The 18,305-nt window shown below is 56.3% G+C and carries 19 protein-coding genes; 10 read left to right on the forward strand and 9 right to left on the reverse strand.

What is annotated here, in order from left to right:
• Nucleotides 1–103 precede the first annotated feature (103 nt).
• Nucleotides 104–1,099, forward strand: a complete 996-nt coding sequence (locus tag EK369_RS16405; RefSeq protein ID WP_127115355.1) for an HpcH/HpaI aldolase/citrate lyase family protein — start codon at nucleotides 104–106, stop codon at nucleotides 1,097–1,099.
• Between the two features lie 63 nt (nucleotides 1,100–1,162).
• On the opposite strand, the gene EK369_RS16410 is transcribed toward EK369_RS16405, so the two are convergent.
• From EK369_RS16410 to EK369_RS16445, 8 genes are all read right to left on the reverse strand, one after another.
• The gene (locus tag EK369_RS16410; protein ID WP_127115493.1) at nucleotides 1,163–2,572 is read right to left on the reverse strand and encodes a Do family serine endopeptidase; all 1,410 of its coding nucleotides are present in this window, start codon (nucleotides 2,570–2,572) and stop codon (nucleotides 1,163–1,165) included.
• A 201-nt stretch (nucleotides 2,573–2,773) separates the two neighbouring features.
• Nucleotides 2,774–3,526: a sulfotransferase-like domain-containing protein gene (locus EK369_RS16415; RefSeq protein WP_127115356.1), complete on the reverse strand. Its 753-nt coding sequence runs from the start codon at nucleotides 3,524–3,526 to the stop codon at nucleotides 2,774–2,776.
• Between the two features lie 44 nt (nucleotides 3,527–3,570).
• Entirely contained in the window at nucleotides 3,571–3,768 is a 198-nt protein-coding gene (locus EK369_RS16420) for a DUF2065 domain-containing protein (protein ID WP_206198106.1), read from the reverse strand.
• Complete coding sequence (hflC, locus tag EK369_RS16425) at nucleotides 3,765–4,637, reverse strand: protease modulator HflC (RefSeq protein WP_127115357.1); 873 nt, start codon at nucleotides 4,635–4,637, stop codon at nucleotides 3,765–3,767. Before hflC ends, EK369_RS16420 begins: the two co-directional genes overlap by 4 nt.
• Nucleotides 4,634–5,788 carry an FtsH protease activity modulator HflK gene (gene hflK, locus EK369_RS16430; RefSeq protein WP_127115358.1) on the reverse strand — a complete coding sequence of 385 codons (1,155 nt, stop codon included), beginning with the start codon at nucleotides 5,786–5,788 and terminating at the stop codon, nucleotides 4,634–4,636. Before hflK ends, hflC begins: the two co-directional genes overlap by 4 nt.
• 67 nt (nucleotides 5,789–5,855) lie before the next feature.
• On the reverse strand, nucleotides 5,856–7,211 hold the full coding sequence (gor, locus tag EK369_RS16435) for a glutathione-disulfide reductase (RefSeq protein ID WP_127115359.1): 1,356 nt from the start codon (nucleotides 7,209–7,211) through the stop codon (nucleotides 5,856–5,858).
• Nucleotides 7,212–7,220: 9 nt separating this feature from the next.
• Nucleotides 7,221–8,009 (reverse strand): ribose-5-phosphate isomerase RpiA, encoded by a 789-nt coding sequence (gene rpiA, locus EK369_RS16440; protein WP_127115360.1) that lies wholly within the window; start codon nucleotides 8,007–8,009, stop codon nucleotides 7,221–7,223.
• A 429-nt stretch (nucleotides 8,010–8,438) separates the two neighbouring features.
• A complete protein-coding gene (locus tag EK369_RS16445; RefSeq protein ID WP_127115361.1) occupies nucleotides 8,439–8,999 on the reverse strand; it encodes a hypothetical protein in 561 nt (186 codons plus the stop codon).
• A 133-nt stretch (nucleotides 9,000–9,132) separates the two neighbouring features.
• Here EK369_RS16445 and EK369_RS16450 point away from each other — a divergent pair, with 133 nt between their 5' ends.
• Nucleotides 9,133–9,837 (forward strand): glutathione S-transferase family protein, encoded by a 705-nt coding sequence (locus EK369_RS16450; protein ID WP_127115362.1) that lies wholly within the window; start codon nucleotides 9,133–9,135, stop codon nucleotides 9,835–9,837.
• Nucleotides 9,838–9,839: 2 nt separating this feature from the next.
• Entirely contained in the window at nucleotides 9,840–11,213 is a 1,374-nt protein-coding gene (locus EK369_RS16455; RefSeq protein WP_127115363.1) for an L-serine ammonia-lyase, read from the forward strand.
• A gap of 15 nt (nucleotides 11,214–11,228) precedes the next feature.
• On the opposite strand, the gene EK369_RS16460 is transcribed toward EK369_RS16455, so the two are convergent.
• Nucleotides 11,229–12,035 carry a lytic transglycosylase domain-containing protein gene (locus EK369_RS16460; RefSeq protein ID WP_235871455.1) on the reverse strand — a complete coding sequence of 269 codons (807 nt, stop codon included), beginning with the start codon at nucleotides 12,033–12,035 and terminating at the stop codon, nucleotides 11,229–11,231.
• Between the two features lie 338 nt (nucleotides 12,036–12,373).
• Here EK369_RS16460 and EK369_RS16465 point away from each other — a divergent pair, with 338 nt between their 5' ends.
• The 7 genes from EK369_RS16465 (at nucleotide 12,374) to EK369_RS16495 (ending at nucleotide 18,296) form a co-directional block, all read left to right on the forward strand.
• Entirely contained in the window at nucleotides 12,374–12,565 is a 192-nt protein-coding gene (locus EK369_RS16465; RefSeq protein WP_127115364.1) for a hypothetical protein, read from the forward strand.
• 274 nt (nucleotides 12,566–12,839) lie between these two features.
• Nucleotides 12,840–13,031, forward strand: coding sequence for a hypothetical protein (locus tag EK369_RS16470; protein WP_127115364.1), 192 nt, complete (start codon nucleotides 12,840–12,842; stop codon nucleotides 13,029–13,031).
• Between the two features lie 139 nt (nucleotides 13,032–13,170).
• A complete protein-coding gene (locus EK369_RS16475; protein ID WP_235871456.1) occupies nucleotides 13,171–13,365 on the forward strand; it encodes a pilus assembly protein in 195 nt (64 codons plus the stop codon).
• A gap of 188 nt (nucleotides 13,366–13,553) precedes the next feature.
• Nucleotides 13,554–14,420 carry a Flp pilus assembly protein CpaB gene (gene cpaB / locus EK369_RS16480; protein WP_127115365.1) on the forward strand — a complete coding sequence of 289 codons (867 nt, stop codon included), beginning with the start codon at nucleotides 13,554–13,556 and terminating at the stop codon, nucleotides 14,418–14,420.
• 193 nt (nucleotides 14,421–14,613) lie between these two features.
• Complete coding sequence (locus EK369_RS16485; RefSeq protein ID WP_127115366.1) at nucleotides 14,614–16,020, forward strand: type II and III secretion system protein family protein; 1,407 nt, start codon at nucleotides 14,614–14,616, stop codon at nucleotides 16,018–16,020.
• A 15-nt stretch (nucleotides 16,021–16,035) separates the two neighbouring features.
• A complete protein-coding gene (locus EK369_RS16490; RefSeq protein ID WP_127115367.1) occupies nucleotides 16,036–16,674 on the forward strand; it encodes an OmpA family protein in 639 nt (212 codons plus the stop codon).
• Between the two features lie 344 nt (nucleotides 16,675–17,018).
• Nucleotides 17,019–18,296, forward strand: coding sequence for a CpaE/TadZ family protein (locus EK369_RS16495; protein WP_127115368.1), 1,278 nt, complete (start codon nucleotides 17,019–17,021; stop codon nucleotides 18,294–18,296).
• Nucleotides 18,297–18,305: the final 9 nt, after the last annotated feature.

Below are 18,305 nucleotides of genomic sequence, written 5' to 3' on the forward strand. Positions count from 1 at the left end.
GACGGCAACGCAGAGGTCGAAGCCGCCGTCCGCACCAAAGTCGCAGCCCTCTGCGCCAAATTCCCAATGTACCCAAACCTGTAAATCCAAGAGGAAAACCCCCATGAGCTTTCATGCCATTGAACAGGCGCCCGCGCGCCTGAACCGTAGCGAATTGGCTGTTCCTGGCAGCCAGCCCGGAATGTTCGAAAAGGCCGCGCAATCCGATGTAGACGTGATCTTCCTTGATCTCGAAGACGCGGTCGCGCCGGACGAAAAGGAACAGGCCCGCAAGAACATCATCGAGGCCCTGAACGACATCGACTGGGGCACCAAGACAATGTCGGTGCGTATCAACGGTCTCGACACCCACTACATGTATCGCGACGTGGTGGACGTGGTGGAACAGGCGGGCCAACGGCTCGACCTGATTATGATCCCAAAGGTGGGCACCGCGGCGGATGTTTATGCCATCGACATGATGGTCACCCAGATCGAGGACGCCAAAGGTTTGAAAAAGCGGATTGGCTTTGAGCACATCATTGAAACCGCGCTCGGTATGCAGAACGTCTCGGACATCGCCGCCGCCTCGAAACGCAACGAAAGCCTGCACTTTGGTGTCGCAGACTACGCTGCTTCAACCCGCGCACGTACGACAATCATCGGCGGTGTGAACCCCGACTACTCGGTGCTGACGGATCCTGATGGTGAGAACAATCGGCAGACCCATTGGGGCGACATGTGGCACTATGCACTGGCCCGTATGGTCGTTGCGGCCCGCGCCAACGGCCTGCGCCCAATCGACGGCCCGTTCGGCGATTTCCAAGACGCCGACGGCTACCGCGCGGCGGCAAAACGCGCGGCTGTTCTGGGCTGCGAGGGCAAATGGGCCATCCACCCAAGCCAGGTTGCTCTGGCCAACGAGGTCATGTCACCCAGTGATGCAGAAGTGACCAAGGCTCAGCGCATCCTTGCCGCAATGGCCGAAGCCGAAGCCGCAGGCAAAGGTGCGGTATCACTCGACGGCCGTCTGATCGACTATGCCTCGATCCGTCAAGCCGAGGTGCTGGTTGAAAAAGCACGCCAGATTGCGGGCGAAAGACCAGCGCTGGTCGCGTAACCCCTCCCAAAAAAAGAAGGGCGCCACAGGGCGCCCTTTTCGTGTGCGAGATGTGTTCCAAAATCACTCTTCGATGTTAAGCGCAACAAAGCGTGGCTCTCCGCCGCTGCGAACCAAAAGCAACAACGACTTGCGGCCCGCCTCGCGAGAGTCTGCAATGCGCTCTTCCAGGTCCGCCACTGACGACAGCTTTTTCTGGCCTGCTTCGGTCAGAATATCCCCAGCCCGCAAACCTTTTTCATAGGCCTTGGACGCCTCATCAACACCGACCACCACAAGTCCCATGGTTCCTTCGTCGACGCCCAACTCACTGCGCATGTCATCTGTCAGCGGCGTCAGGGTCAGACCCATGATATCTTTTTCTTCTGGCTCATCCGGTTGACCGGCAACCGCCGGGATAGGTGTGTTTTCAGCGGTTTCACGACGGCCCAGGGTGACTTTCAGCGTCTGTGTCTTGCCATCTCGCAGGACCACAACGCGAACGGCCTTGCCGACCGGAGCATTGCCCACCTGTTTCACCAACCCACGAACATCCGCGACATCCTTGCCATCGAAGGTGATGATCACATCTCCTGCCAGCATACCTGCTTCTTTTGCAGGCCCCTCAGGGACATCAGTGATCATGGCCCCGGCTGCCACGTCCAATCCATCAATCGCCTCGACCATATCTTCCGAGACATTCTGGATGCGCACACCCAACCAGCCGCGCCGGGTTTCGCCGAACTCCTTCAATTGGTCAACTACCTTGGTCACAACATTTGACGCCATCGAGAACCCAATGCCAATCGACCCACCATTGGGGGACAGTATGGCAGTGTTCACGCCGACCACTTCGCCATCAAGGTTAAAGAGCGGTCCGCCCGAGTTGCCGCGGTTGATGGCCGCATCGGTCTGGATGTAATCGTCATACGAACCCGAAAGTGCCCGGCCGCGCGCTGACACGATGCCCGCCGACACAGAAAATCCCTGGCCTAATGGGTTACCCATGGCAATGACCCAGTCGCCCACGCGGGCAGTGTCACTATCACCAAAGGTGACAAACGTCAGCGGTTCATCAGTCTCGACCTTTAGAAGGGCAATGTCAGTGTTCGGGTCTTTGCCAACAACCGTTGCACGCAGTTCTTCGCCTGAGTAAAACTCGATCAGGATTTCGTCCGCGCCGTCAATGACGTGGTTGTTTGTGACGACATAGCCGTCTTCCGAAATCACGAAACCTGAGCCAAGCGCAGAGGTGCGGCGGGGAGCATTGTCATTCCCATCTCGGTCCTGAAATTCGCGGAAGAAGTCTTCAAATGGCGAGCCTTCGGGAACGATACCTTGGGGCCCGGTGCGACCTGCGACCGTGGTCGACGTGGTGATGTTGACCACCGCAGGGCTGATCTGCTCGGCCAGATCGGCAAAGCTTTCGGGTCGCGCTTGGGCGGCGATGGACTGCGCCAGGATCAACGCAGCACCAAGCGCTGTGATCCACATCAGTTTGAACTGCGCCAAGCTCGGGCGCGGGAGTGCGACTGTCTGAGTTTCCACTCTTAAATCTCCTGTTTTTTGCTACCTGCCGGCCAGCCTCACGCGCATTGGCGGCCAGCTTGGCGTCAAAATGGATGTAGGTCCCATCATGTGCAACTCACCGCCCATCGCAAGGGCACAATTTGATGTGAGGGGATCGTGAGAACTTTAACAAAGCGCAAATGCGGCGAGCTGGTCATAAAAACTCTGATGATGTTCCAACTCATCCCTCATGCGAGGATTGGCAGATGCGGCTTCGTCAAACTTTAGCTTTTGCCGTTCCAGATCGGCGCTTGTGATCGGTCTGATGCCTTGTGACTCAACGACTTGGCCATGCCAACCGCCCACCTGTTCCCAGTCTTTGGGCATCTCGGTGCTCCAATCAAAAGCCTCGTCTCGATATGGCAGGCCAACGGCCTTCCAAAATGTGGACATCGTGCCTTTGGGGTCGCGACGCACCTCTTCAGATCGGATCACAACTGGGTGATGCCCTGCCTCGCGCAGCCCTTTGAAATGCAGCCATTGTGCCTCAATGCCAATCTCGTCGCGCGTTACGTTCGGGTCCAGCTTGAAGTAACTGAGAATCGCCGCCTGTGGATCTCGGATCAGGAAGGCATGAATCAGACGGTCACTGAATGACGTATCTTCGAGAACATGCGGCATAACATAGTAGCTCATGTCCTTGAAAAAGACCGGAGCCTTATCCGCACGTCTCAGCAGCATATCCCGTATGCCTGCGTAGTCCTGCGGATGGGTCGGGTCGACGTCAAAGTGCGGCATCTCGCGCACCTTTCGATGTACATAGTAATCATACATGAAGGGTTCATGGGCGCAGTCGAGATCACCGCGCTCGCGCATGACACGTTCCATCGCAGTCGACATTGAGCGTGGATGAGACCACAGAGCGATAATTTTGTTCATGCGGCCAGCTAAATTCCGGCGCACTCATGCGTCAAGTACGAAGATCACGCGCCCAGAGATTTTCCCAGCCAGACCAGAACCAGGCCAAGCGCCAGTGCCGCCAACCCCAGCGACCGGCGTTGCCCCTCGGGCAACTCTTTGAGAACCACAAGCAGTTGCTCCACAAGCGAAGGGGCCAGTGCATAGACCAGCCCCTCAATCACCAGCACAAGGCCGATCGCCAGCAGCGCAACCCCGATCATTGATCGGGATTGGCTGATTTCAGGTAGTTAAAGAATTCGCTGTCCGGCGACATGACCATCGACGAATTACCCTCGAGCAGAGCTTTGCGATAGGCCTCAAGCGAGCGGTAGAACTCAAAGAACTCCTGATCCGCGCCATAGGCGGCCGCAAAGATGCCGTTACGTTTCGCATCCGCTTCACCGCGAATGATCTCAGACTGACGGTTGGCGTCTGAAACCAGTTCAACCACGGTCCGATCCGCCTGAGCCTGAATACGCAGCGCAGCTTCCTTACCACGTGCGATCTCGTCCGCGGCTTCCCGCTCACGTTCCGCCCGCATCCGGGCAAAGGTCGCTTCGAGGTTGGCTTGTGGCAGGTCGGTACGTTTCAAACGCACGTCAATAACCTCGAGACCCAGTGACCGGGCTTCGGTGATTGCAGCGTTGCGAATGCGCAGCATCAATGTAGCACGATCCGAGGACAGGATGTCATTAGAAGACACCTTACCCAGCACTTCCCGCGTCTGAGACCGCAGGATGTTGTCAAGACGCTGTTCGGCCAGTTGAATGCCGCCAGCACCAACCGCTTGGCGGAACTGAACCACGTCCGTGATCCGATAGCGTGCAAAGGCGTCAACGATCAGGCGACGGTCATCCGATGGCGTGATCTCAAGCGGGCCAACCTCGCGGCTGAGAATCCGGTCATCATAGGTGACAACCTCTTGGATCATAGGCACCTTGAAATAAAGGCCCGGCTCTTCCTTGACCGAAACTACTTTACCAAATTGCAGAACCAGCGCTTTTTCACGCTCATCCACAATAAACAGCGACGACAGCGCCCCGATCACGACGAGAACAAGGACGGGCAACAAATATGTGGTCTTCCTCATTGATCCGCTCCTTTCTTCTTACCGAGTTCATTGAGCGGCAGGTACGGCACGACACCGCTGCCCCCTTGTTGTTCGTCAATAATAACCTTGTCGACACGGCCCAGAACCTCTTCCATGGTTTCCAGGTAGAGACGTTTGCGGGTCACATCAGGGGCCTTGCTGTATTCTTCCAGAACAGCCGTGAAACGGCTGGCTTCACCTTCCGCCTCGTTCACAACCTGAGCACGGTAGGCTTCGGCCTGTTCGAGAACTTGCGCCGAGTCACCACGCGCACCGGCGAGAACCCTGTTGGCATAAGCGTCAGCCTGTTTCTGCAGTCGATCACGCTCTTGCGATGCGGATTGCACTTCGCGGAAGCTGTCTTTTACAGGCTCGGGCGGATCGGCACCGTCAAAGTTCACCCGGATGACATTCACACCAGCATCATAGCTGTCGAGCGTCGACTGAATCAGTTCAAGCAGACGATCAGCGATCACGTCACGATCCCGGTTAAGGATCGGTGCCAGTTCCGACTGAGCAATAATCTCGCGCATGGCCGATTCCGACACGGCACGGATGGTTTCCTGAGGATCACGCAAGTTGAACAAATACTGCGCCGGATCATTGATGTTCCAGACTACTTGGAAATCAATGTCGACGATATTTTCGTCTCCGGTCAGCATCAGGCCATCACCGGACCGACCTGACGACGGAATCTCTTCGGTCTGTTCGCGGGTCACCGGTATGATCTCGGCAGTGACCAGCGGCCACGGCGCAAAGTTCAGACCCGGCTCGCCTGTTGCCATGTACTCACCAAGGAACAACTCAACTGACAATTCTTCGGGCTTGACCGAATAGAAACTCTGGAGCGCCCAGAACCCAGCAGCCGCAAGCACGCCAATGGCAACCGTGCCCTTGCCGATGCCGCCGCCTGAAGGACGACGACCGCCTCCCTGGTTGCCACCGCCGGAACCACCACGACCGCCCATAAGGACGCGCAGCTGATCCTGACCTTTCTTCATCAACTCATCGATATCGGGAATCTGTGGGCCGTCATTGCCGGGTCCACGGCCACCGCCATTGTTGCCGCCGCCTCCGCCGTTGTTGCCACGGTTTCCACCGCCGCCCTGATTTCCGCCGCCGCCCCAGGGGCCGCCACTATTACCTGCCATTAAAGGTCCATCCCTTTTTCATCTCGTCTTGGGCCTGTATCTTAAACTGTGCGGGCACAGAAGAAAATCAAGCTGTTCGTGTTGGTGTTTTCATCGTCACGATCTCTTCGGACATGGTCGGGTGCACCGCCACGGTCCTGTCAAAATCTTCTTTGGTTGCGCCCATCTTGACCGCAATACCGGCCAGCTGGATCATCTCGCCTGCGCCCGGGGCCACGATATGGCAACCCAGAACCTTACGGGTTTTTTGGCTGACCACGAGTTTCATCAAAACCCGCTCAGAGCGCCCTGCAAAGGATTGCTGCATCGGCTTGAAGCTAGTTGCATAAATCTCGATGGGTTCCTGCTCGCGCGCGTCTTCTTCTGAAAGCCCCACGGTGCCCATTTCTGGCTGTGTGAAAATGGCGGTTGGGATCAACTCGTGATCCGGCTTGGTCGGGTTGCCATTGAACACGGTTTCAACAAACGCCATGCCTTCACGGATCGCCACAGGCGTCAGGTTCACGCGGTCGGTCACATCGCCCACGGCATAAACCGACGGCACTGCTGTCTGGCTATAGTCATCCACGATGACCTCGCCTTTGCGGCCAATCTCAACGCCGATTTCTTCCAGACCCATGTTCTCGGTGTTTGGTGCCCGCCCGGTGGCAAACATCACGTGATCAAAGACACGCTCATCGCCATTGGTTGCCTTGACCCAAATCTTGTCACCCTCTTTGCGCATCTCAAGGACATTGGTCCCAAGGTGCAGGTCAATACCCCTCTGACACATTTCCTCGCTGACTAGCCCCCGTGCTTCGTCGTCAAAGCCACGCAGGATCTGCGCGCCGCGATAGTACTGAGTCACCTTGACGCCAAGGCCATTCAGAATGCCCGCGAACTCGGAGGCTATGTATCCGCCGCCTACAATCAGGATCGACTCGGGCAGTTTTTCCAAATGGAAGATGTCGTTCGAGGTGATGCCGTGTTCGTCTCCGGGGATGCCGGGCATGACAGGACGACCGCCCATGGCCAGCAAAATGTGCTTCGCCGTCATACGCGTACCATCAGCCAGTTCCACAGTATGGGCATCGGCCAGCTTGGCGCGCTGGTCAAAGGTCTCAACGCCATTGTTCTTCAGAATGCCACGATAGACATTCTCAAGCCGGTCCAGCTCGGCATCTAGCTTGCCGCGGAAGGCGCCCCAGTCAAAGGCACTGGGCTGAATGTCCCAGCCATAAGCCTGTGCATCCTCGACCATGCCAGAGTATTCGCTGGCAAAAACCATCAGCTTTTTCGGCACACAGCCGCGGATCACACAAGTGCCGCCGTAACGGTCCTCTTCTGCCAGTGCCACCTTGGCCCCGCCCTGCGCTGCGACCCGCGCAGCCCTGACGCCACCGGAGCCACCACCGATGACAAACAAATCATAGTCGAACGTCATGTTTCGCCCTTAATCCACCAAATCCGCAAAGAGATTGTCCGACTCTGCAAAGTCAAGAAGGCTCTCTTCGATGGTGCCAGCATTGATGTCGCGCACTTCCACCCGCCCGTCACCGTAACCAACAATCACCGCGTCACAGATATCGATGAATAGTCCGTTTTCAACCACCCCTGGCATCTGATTGAGCACCATTGCCATTTGGCGTGCGTCTCCAATTCGATTGAGATGCAAATCTAGGATGTGGTTGCCCTCATCCGTCATGTAGGGGCTCTCGCCATTCATTCGCAGGGTAGAGGTGCGGCCCAACACATCCATGCTGACCAGTGTCTCTTCGATGAGGGCTTGGGTCGTCTGCCATCCAAAAGGGATGACCTCGACAGGCAAGGGAAATGTTCCAAGCGTTTCCACTTCTTTTCCCACATCCGCGATAACCACCATCTGATCGCTTGCGGTGGCCACGATCTTTTCCTGTAGTAGCGCACCGCCACCGCCTTTGATGAGGTTCAGTTCTCCATCAAATTCGTCGGCACCGTCTATGGTCACGTCCAGCCACCGCGCCTGATCCAGGCTGATGACTTCAATACCTACTTCACTGGCAAGTTGCGCAGTACGGGTTGAGGTCGGTACGCCCTTGATGCGCAAACCCTCCTCGCGCACCATTTCGCCGAGGCATCGCACCAGCCACGCCGCAGTCGAACCAGTTCCCAGACCAACCCGCATTCCGTCTTCGACATAATCGGTGGCCTTCTTGGCGGCGACAAATTTGGCCTTGTCGATGGGCGACAATTCTCCGGTCATGCGGCGACTCCCTTGCTTTGTTGTCAAAGGTTATAGGCAAGTTGCGGGCGCGCGACCACGGGGAAATCGCGAAAAGTGGGCCTAGAAGGCTCCCTTGGGTGCGCTCTTACATTTGAAAGCCCTTGCCATGGGATCAATACGGCCCTGCCATTTTACTTTGGTCCTTGTCACGGATGGCAGGCAGGGACCAGCAATCTCGCACCTGCGCACCGGTTCGCCGAAACCTCTTATGCGACGATCTCGACAATTCGCCGTTCCCGTTTGAAACGACATTGCCCCTTCTCGACAGCACCCAACGCGCCTAAAACCCAACTGCAAAGAACGATACTTTGCATGGATCCAACAGGGATTGCTCTGCCGATGTTCACGCCAACGGTGCTCCGGCTCAATCCGGAGCACCGTATGTGCCTGCGGTCTTGCCCCTGACCCTCAGGCCCCCTCGCGAAACTCCTCGATTAACTCATGCGCCTCATCCAAAGTGACCCAGCCATCGTTATTCGCATCCAGCAACATCAACCGCCGTAGGTCAGCAGCTTTGTCTTCACTCAGCTTTGTCAATGCGTAGGCATCGGACAGGGCGCGTTGTTCGGCCACCGTCACGATCCCGTTTCCGTCCAGATCCGATTCGCGATGGATCAAAACCAGCCGCGCCCGCATTGAAGATGAATAGGTGGGCAGCAGGGTGCCAATCTCGGCTCTACTGACCTCTCCGTCATTGTTGAGGTCCGCCACCAATAACCTCCGTCCCGCCGTAGCCCGATACTTGGCGCGCTGGATGGCGATCATTGTTTCGATCCCCTTTTCATCGATCGCCCCATCACGCCCATATCCAAGGATCACCGTAGCAGTTTGCTCCAGATAGCTTTCCGGTTTGTCCCGCAACGCATCAAAAAACGCGTCGACAAGCGCTTCTTCTATGGTTTGCGACTTGGCCACCGAGACCCAAAGCGCAACTACGACCAACACCATTCCACGCGCTGCAAAAGACATCTTACTCTCCTGACTTTGCGGACAACCTAGCCATACATGCCTAATGAGAGGTTAAGCGCCCACGGGCGCGTTTCCGATAGGAAACGTCGCTTTGGAACAGACATTAGGCACATTCTCCGCATATCTTTTCCCAATGAACAAAACACTGCGCCTGCACTATGCTCCGGACAATGCCTCGCTGATCGTGCGACTGGCATTGGAAGAGTTGCGCTTGCCTTACGAAACTGTTCTGGTCGATCGATCAAGTAACGCACAAAACAGTGCTGAATACTTGGCGATCAACCCCGCAGGATTGATCCCGGCACTTGAGACACCATCGGGACCATTGTTTGAGACTGCGGCAATTCTTCTATGGCTCAGCGAAACCTATGGTGGGCTGGCCCCTGCCCCGGGCACTTCGGCGCGCGGAGACTTCCTGAAGTGGTTGTTTTACCTCTCCAACACGGCCCACATGAACCTGCGCCTGAATTTTTATCCCGAAAAATACGTTGGGGATGATCCGGAGAAACAAGCCACACTGCGCAGTCATGCCCGTGCCAACTTGAACCGCAGCTATGATCTTTTGAACGATCTGGCCATCAACGAACCCGGTTGGTTTAACGGCGCGCAAGTCTCGGTCATTGACCTCTATGTATGCGCCATGCTGCGCTGGTCAGCGCTATATCCCGCGAATGATACCAACTGGTTTGATCTGTCCAACTGGCCCGCTTTGCAAAGCCTGACCAAACGGATCGAGTCCAGACCCAGCGTCGGAACCCTGTGTAGCGCTGAAGGCATGGCTCCGCACCCGTTTTCGAACCCTGATTACCCCAACCCCCCCGAAGGAGTGGCCCTCTAACAATGTTCCTCTCGGTTTTCGATATGTTCAAAGTGGGCGTCGGCCCGTCTTCGTCCCATACAATGGGCCCCATGGTGGCAGCCGCACGGTTCTTGGAACTGATGCGAGCTTCGCCTTTTGAGTTCCATGGCCTACGGGCATCCCTGCACGGCTCACTTGCCTTTACCGGTGTGGGACATGCCACCGACAGGGCAACGATTCTGGGTCTCGCCGGTTTTCTTCCGGACACCTATGATGCGGAAAAGGCAGAAGCCGCGCTGGCCGAAATCCGAACGACCGGCACAGTACACCCCGAAGGCTTGCCAGTCCTGTCTTTTGAACCTCGCGAAGACCTGCGCTTTGATTTTGGCCCCAACCTGCCGGGCCACTCGAATGGCATGGTCCTGATGGCCACCGATGCCCAAGGCGACGTGATCCTGCAAGAAACCTACTATTCGATCGGTGGCGGCTTTGTCATGACCGAGGCCGAATTGGCAGAGGGCAAGGACACAAATGGCGGCGCGCCCGTTCCTTACCCGTTCCACACAGCGGCAGAGATGCTACAAATGGCCGAGACTTCGGGCAAATCCATCGCCGAGATGAAAAAGGCCAATGAAATTGCACGAGGATGCCCCGAAAGCTTTGCCAAGGGAGCGGCGCGGCTGTGGGAAGTGATGAATGACTGCATCGAACGCGGATTGACCACGGAAGGCATCCTGCCCGGGGGTCTAGGCGTCAAGCGCCGCGCAAAAGGTATCCGCGACTCACTCTTGGCAGAGCGCGGCATGAACCTGACTGCGCCACATACAATCAACGATTGGATGAGCGCTTACGCCATGGCGGTGAACGAGGAAAACGCTGCTGGAGGACAGGTTGTGACTGCCCCGACCAACGGGGCCGCAGGCGTGATGCCCGCTGTGATACGTTATTGGCTGGATCACGTTCCCGGCGCAACTTCGGCGCGCATTGATGAGTTCTTGCTGACCGCCGCCGCAGTTGGTGGATTGATAAAGTACAACGCTTCGATCTCAGGTGCCGAAGCTGGGTGCCAAGCCGAAGTAGGCAGCGCCAGTGCTATGGCGGCCGCAGGCCTGTGCGCCGTGATGGGGGGGACCCCTGCGCAGGTTGAAAACGCCGCCGAGATCGCTCTGGAACACCATCTCGGCATGACCTGTGACCCCGTCAAAGGGCTGGTGCAGATACCATGCATTGAACGCAATGGGCTTGGCGCGATCAAAGCCGTCAGCGCCGCGTCTCTTGCATTGCGCGGGGACGGACAGCATTTCGTGCCTTTGGACTCGGTGATTGAGACCATGCGCCAGACCGGACAAGACATGCACGAGAAGTATAAAGAGACATCGCTCGGAGGTCTCGCCGTGAACATCCCAAACTGCTAAGTTGGTGCTATTCCGTTAGTTAAGTGCAAAAACACAACCATCCGAGATCAGCTCGGGAGGTGTACGACAGAGTGCGCGCGCCACAGAATATGCAGACAGCACCTTGGGCACGTAATCTCGCGTCTCACGAAACTCAGGTACGCCACCAGCTTTGCGCACCGCATTCTCGCCCGCATTGTAGCTGGCCAGAACAAGGATGGGGTCCTGCGCAAAGCTCTGCATCAACAGGTTCAAGAACTCGACACCGCCCAGAATGTTTTGTGCGCTGTCGAATGGATCCTCGACGCCAAAGCGTTCCGCAGTCACCGGCATCAGCTGCATTAGCCCCTGCGCACCGGCCGGGCTCGTGACATCCGCCTGCCCACCCGATTCGACGGCGATCATCGCCAGCACCAGGGCGGGTGAGACGTCTTTGCCCACGGTTGCCATCAGGATCTCGGCATTGTGCGTGTTGGCAATGCGCATGAGGTCGTCAAGTCTGGGTTGTTTCACACCCTTCCCTTCTGGTGGTGTAGAAAGGTGCAGCAATGCCTGCTGCAGACGCCCGGGACCAGTTTCTGCCATTTCCGGCGATATCCTGTCCCAGAACCAATCATAGGTTCCAACATCCGCACCCGGTTGGGTTGCACTCGGCCTTGCACTGGGTTCAACGGGCGTGTCCTGGCGGGTGATCTGGACGTCGATCTTGGGGCGCTGACCTTTTGGAGGTGCCTTGACGCGCTTGGCGCTGAACTCGGGGAAAGGCGCTGGAGAGTCGGCTGCAGTTATCGACGCACCGAGCAAACTCAGCCCGAAAATCGCCATTCCCAACAGGTTTCTCATACTGCGCCTCATTTGTTTTGCGCAAATCCTCTCAGAAAACCGATGTTTTAACCAGCTTTGGTTAACAAATCCGGCCCTTTCTGTGGCAAAGACCTAGTAGGCGGCTCTTGGTTAACCAAACTGGAAGGTTTTTAGTCAATATTTTCAGCGCCTTAAAAAGAACCCCTTAGCAATCTTTAATCGCTGCAAAATGGGACCAATCGCGCCCCAATCCTGCCCGAATCCCCGGCGATATTACCTCCATACCAAGTCGGACACGGGCATTGAGAGAGACAGCCCACTATATGCCCGGCCGGGTTGAGACTGAAATCAAACTGATCCTTTGGAGGGACAAAACCATGATCAAGTTCATCAAAAACTTCCGCAAAGACGAAGCTGGCGCCGTAACCGTTGACTGGGTCGTTCTGACCGCAGCCGTTGTTGGTCTGGCCGTTGCTGCTTACACAGCAATCGAAACCAACACCAACGCACTGGCTTCGGGTATCGCAACCCAGATCTCGGGTGAAACCACATCGCTGGCCACCAAGTAATAGCGCAAGCTTTTACCTAAAGAGACCGCGTCGCTTGTCGGCGCGGTCTTTTTCTTTGTGCTGATCACATCCAGGCGCGGTCAGCTGAAAGAATTCTCCCCGCAAAAGCCTGCAAAATTCACTCAAATTGATCGAATTGCGCCCCAATCCTGCCCGAATCCCCGGCGATATTACCCTCATACCAAGTCGGACACGGGCATTGAGAGAGACAGCCCACTATATGCCCGGCCGGGTTGAGACTGAAATCAAACTGATCCTTTGGAGGGACAAAACCATGATCAAGTTCATCAAAAACTTCCGCAAAGACGAAGCTGGCGCCGTAACCGTTGACTGGGTCGTTCTGACCGCAGCCGTTGTTGGTCTGGCCGTTGCTGCTTACACAGCAATCGAAACCAACACCAACGCACTGGCTTCGGGTATCGCAACCCAGATCTCGGGTGAAACCACATCGCTGGCCACCAAGTAATAGCGCTCGCGCTTAAGACATTGAGGGTCGCGCCGGCACGCGGCGTGACCCTTGCTCAGTCAGATTTCCTTAATGGTTGATGCGTAACTTGGTTCACGGGGGCCCCGGCAATAAAGCCATGAAATGGGGTAGAGGTGTCATGATGCAAGAAAACAAGATCAATACCTTCCTGGATAGGTTTCGCAACAATGATCGCGGCGCCGTCACTGTAGATTGGGTTGTCATCACGGCGGGTGTGCTTGCCCTGCTGCTCTCGATTATGGCCTTGGTCGGTTCCGAAGCCGAAACACTTGCAACCGAGACCGGTACATTCATCCGGGAACGCGGCGAATAACCATCGTAACATCTGATCGAACACCCGCCTCCGAGCGGGTTTTCCTTTTTTTGGAACCCAGTTGAAACGCCCCTAAAGCTTCGCCGGGGTTCCCTGATTTTGCCACAATCCCATGGCAATCTGACGTTAGAAAAAAAGCGCCGACGACCGCCAATGGGGCTGTCGTGGACTATCGAGAGGTAACCGCCATGCGTGTAATTTTTGCTTTGGTGCTCCTGGTCGGGCTGGGCTTGGCAGGCGTGGCCGTCTACATGGCACAGAACTATATTCAAGGGTATCAGAACGCGCTGGCCCAAGAACGTGCAAGCCGTGCTCCGGAGATTGAAACTGTTGAGGTGTTCATTACCACCCGCGCTCTTGCTTATGGGGAAGAACTCTCCAAAGAAGACGTGGTTTTGGTGAAGTACCCTGCAGAAGCTCTTCCCGAAGGCGTGTTTCAAAAAACCGAAGACCTTTTCCCTGAACACGAAGATCGCCCGCGCCACGTATTGCGCGCCATGGAGGCCAAAGAGGCCTTGATGGTGGTTAAGGTCACGAAACCCGGTGAAGAGGCTGGGCTGACCACTCGTTTGAAACGTGGCATGCGTGCCTATGCCATCAAGGTCGATGTTGCCTCGGGCGTGTCGGGCTTCCTGCGCCCAGGGGATCGCGTCGACATCTACTGGACAGGCCGCGTCAAAGGCCAGGGTGCCGAGCTTGGCAATGACGATGTCACCAAGCTGATCGAGGCGGGTGTGGACCTGATCGCCATCGACCAGACCGCCAATCAGGACGTGGAAGAAGGACAGGTGGCGCGAACCGTGACCGTCGCAGCAACACCTCAACAAGTCGCTGCATTGGCCCAGGCTCAATCGACCGGCACCCTGTCGCTCTCGCTTGTCGGGGCCACGGATGACACTGTGGCCAGCGCTATCGAGGTGGATCAGCGCAGTCTGCTGGGCATTGAACGCGAAGATGTGGCTGTGGAAATTGAGGAAGAGCAAGAAGAAGTTTGCACCATTCGCACCCGCAAAGGCGCCGATGTGGTCCTCATTCCAATCCCCTGTACAAACTGACACCGTTTTTTTGGATTTGCAGGGCGCCGCAACTGCCGGCGCCCTTTGCCGCATGTAGGGCTGTTGCCCGGACCCCACATCAGAGTCACCCCAGAAGTCATTGATTCTTGCAATGAAAGCCGTTTTCGCGCACAGTGCAAAAAAGAATGGGCGAAAGATCCATATCTGAGGCGTGATCAAAAAGGCAGGTCACATGACATATCGTAAGTTTCTAGGCGCGGCCCTTCTGGGTCTGTCCCTTGGTGTATTTCCGGCAATTTCGTCTGTTTCGCAGGCGGAAACCCTTCGCGTCGTGCGCAGCGGGGCGTCCTCTGTTCTCGGGGTTCCAATGAACCGCGCGGTGGTGGTCGAAAGCGACGTGCCCTTTGCGGAATTGTCTATCGCCAACCCCACCATTGCTGACATCTCATCGCTTTCTGATCGCACCATTTACGTTCTAGGCAAGGCTCCGGGCGCGACAACGCTGACGCTACTAGATGCGGCTGGCCGCCTGATCACCAATGTCGAAGTGCGCGTGGCACCCGACATCAGCGAGTTCAAAGAACGCTTGCGCCAAATCCTGCCGAACGAAAAGATCGAAGTGCGCACTGCCAACGACGGCATTGTACTGTCCGGCACTGTTTCGGGTGCGCAACAATTGCAGCGCGCCCTGGATCTCGCCGAGCGCTACGCGCCGGAACGTGTTTCAAACCTGATGACTGTCGGCGGAATCCAACAGGTCATGCTGAAAGTGCGCTTTGCCGAAATGCAGCGCTCGGTCTCCAAAGCATTGAGTTCCTCGTTTGCAGCGACGGCCAGCAACGGTTTCGGTGAGACGAACACGCTAATCGGTTCACTTGCAACGATCGCCAATGGGGACACTGTTCCCTATCGCGAAGGAACATTGGGAGCCCTAGGGTTCACTTTTGACATCGGGTCTCTCGAAGTCAGCATGCTCTTGGAAGCCCTTGAACAAAAGGGCGTTGTCCGCACGCTTGCGGAACCCAACCTGACTGCGTTGTCCGGCCAAGAGGCCAAGTTCCTTGCCGGTGGCGAATACCCGATCCCGGTCAGCCAGGACAACGGCGCGGTCACCATCGAATTCAAACCATTCGGTGTGCAGTTGAACTTTATTCCCAGGGTCGTGGCTGATGACATCATCAATCTAGAGATTGAAGCCGCAGTCTCGGCCATCGACAATACAAACGCCTATGAAGATGGCACATTCACGATTGCCGCCTTCACAAAGCGCGAAACGCAGACCACCGTCGAGCTGCGTGATGGGGAAAGCTTCGCAGTCGCGGGTCTTCTGCAAGACGACTTTCAGGACCAGGTTGGCCAAATTCCGTGGCTGGGCGACGTTCCGGTGCTAGGCGCCTTGTTCCGCAGCTCGGAATACCAGCGTGACCAATCCGAACTGGTCATTATCGTAACCGCCCACCTTGTGACACCAACACGTGGCGAGGCATTGGCCCTGCCCACAGACCGGGTAAAGCCACCTAGTGAAAAAGACCTGTTCCTTTACGGCCAGATCGCCAAAGACAAACGCACCCCCACCGGTGCTGTCGGCGAAGTGGCCAAGCAGGACTTTGGTGGCTCTTACGGCTACGTGATGGACTAAGCGATGCGAGGAACCATGAAAAAGATTATCGCAACCGCCTCGCTGATCGCCCTATCAGGGTGCAATTGGGACAACTATCCAGAAGCTGGCGGCACGCTTGACCGTGGCAACTTTGGGTATGCAACAATCAACAACCAGCAAATTCAATCGGGCGAGAAAGACTATGTTGTCGGCCTCGCCAATCGATTTGCAACTGAAGTAAACTCAACGATCAATTTCGCTTTTGACAGCGCGCAACTGGACGATCAGGCCCGCGCGATTTTGCGTCAGCAAGCCGACTGGATTCGCCAGTTTCCGGAAGTGCGTTTCAAGGTTTATGGCCACACAGACTCTGTTGGCTCGGCCAACTACAACCACAGCCTCGGCAAACGCCGAGCAAATGCGGTTGTGCGCTATTTGACGTCGCAAGGCATAAGCCGCAACCGGCTTGAGGCCGTCGTTTCTCTGGGTAAAACCCAGCCTTTGGTTGTCACGCAAGGTCGCGAACGCAAGAACCGCCGTACTGTGACAGAGGTAACAGGCTTTGTGCAACGTCACCCGACCATTCTGGACGGGAAGTATGCGCAAGTCATCTACCGCGACTATATTGCCAGCGCACAGGCCCCAACCGTCCTTTCGGGCCTGAGCGGGCAAGAATTTGGTTCGGCACAATAAGGAATTCGCAGAGTAACAAACTGCTAATCTCAAACAGCCGGGCCTATCCAGGGCACGGCTGTTTTTGTTTGCATTCAGGTCGCTTGCAAGTAGACCCACAACCCTAAGATGCAACGCGCCAAATTCACGCGCCTCCTCTGCCATGATCGTCGCAGAATTCCGCACAATTTCGGCTTTTTGGCCCAAATGTTGCCCTAGTTCCCGGCGAAATTCAGTCCAAAGGCACAAGTGCGTCTGATTTGAGTCGGGCGCGGGTTCTTTGGATACCGATAAGGTTCGCGAGTATGTGCGACCCGCGTTGGGACAGGATCCAAGGAACCATACAATAAGGACCTGAGGCTGAAATGACGAGTGACGCACCCTTTGAAGATGACCAAAGCCCGATCCTGGCATGCACTGTATGCCGGGACGTTCAGAACTTTGAACTTCTGATCGTCGACATGGAAGAAGCCCTGGGTGAACAATGGGGGGACCTCGGTTTCTCCGATGCGTTGATGTTTTTCGAACAGCCCGATGCCAAGAGCCTAGAATTTGTTGCTCTTGCCATTGACGATTATGATGAAGACAACCTTGCGCAATTGATGGAAGTGATTGAGGCTGCCAAGTCGCGCGGCATCCGCACCATCCTCATTGCCGAAGATGTCACGCCCGCATCACTTCACAAACTCCTGCGCCATGGCGCGGATGAATTCATTCCTTACCCACTTCCCAAAGGCGAGTTGCACGGTGTTATCGAACGCCTGCGCCGCCCTCCCGTGGTCGAAGCCCCTGCCCCTGCACCAGCGTCCGTCGCTGAAGAACAACCCGCGTCTCAGTCCGTTTCCCTGAAGAGCGGTGGCAGCTCTCGCGAAGGCGTCGTTCTGGCCGTGCATGGACTGGCTGGAGGCACTGGCGCAACCACTCTGGCCGTAAACCTCGGTTGGGAACTGGCCAACGTGCGCAAAGACAACCCACCAACTGTATGCCTGTTGGATTTGGATCTGCAGTTTGGCTCTGTCTCGACCTTTCTGGATTTGCAGCGCCGCGAGGCCGTATTTGAGCTTTTGTCAGACACGGAAGGTATGGACAGCGAAAGCTTTGGGCAGGCGCTGATGCAATTTGAAGACAAGATGTGTGTTTTGACTGCGCCGCCCGACATGATCCCCCTGGACCTGATCCAGCCAGAAGACATCGAACGCATTTTGGAAACCGCGCGTCGCCACTATGACTATGTGATCGTCGATATGCCCAAGACATTGGTGCAGTGGTCCGAAACAGTGCTGAACGCAGCGCACGTCTATTTCGCGACGCTGGAAATCGACATGCGCTCGGCCCAGAACGCGATGCGCCTCAAACGCGCGCTTCAGGCCGAAGATTTGCCGTTTGAAAAAATCCGCTATGTGCTGAATCGCGCACCAAAATTCACTGATCTTGCCGGCAAAAGCCGGGTCAAGCGCTTGGGAGAAAGCCTGGGCATCTCCATCGACGTGCTACTGCCGGACGGTGGCCGCCAGGTCATGCAAGGGTCTGACCATGGTCAACCACTGGCCAGCTCGGCACCCAAGAATCCGCTGCGTAAAGAAATCGTGAAACTGGCCGAGAGCCTGAATGATCTGGATCAATCCGATCCACAAGCCGCGTAAAAACAAGGG

The organism is Shimia sediminis, from assembly GCF_003990645.1.
GTDB lineage: Bacteria > Pseudomonadota > Alphaproteobacteria > Rhodobacterales > Rhodobacteraceae > Shimia > Shimia sediminis.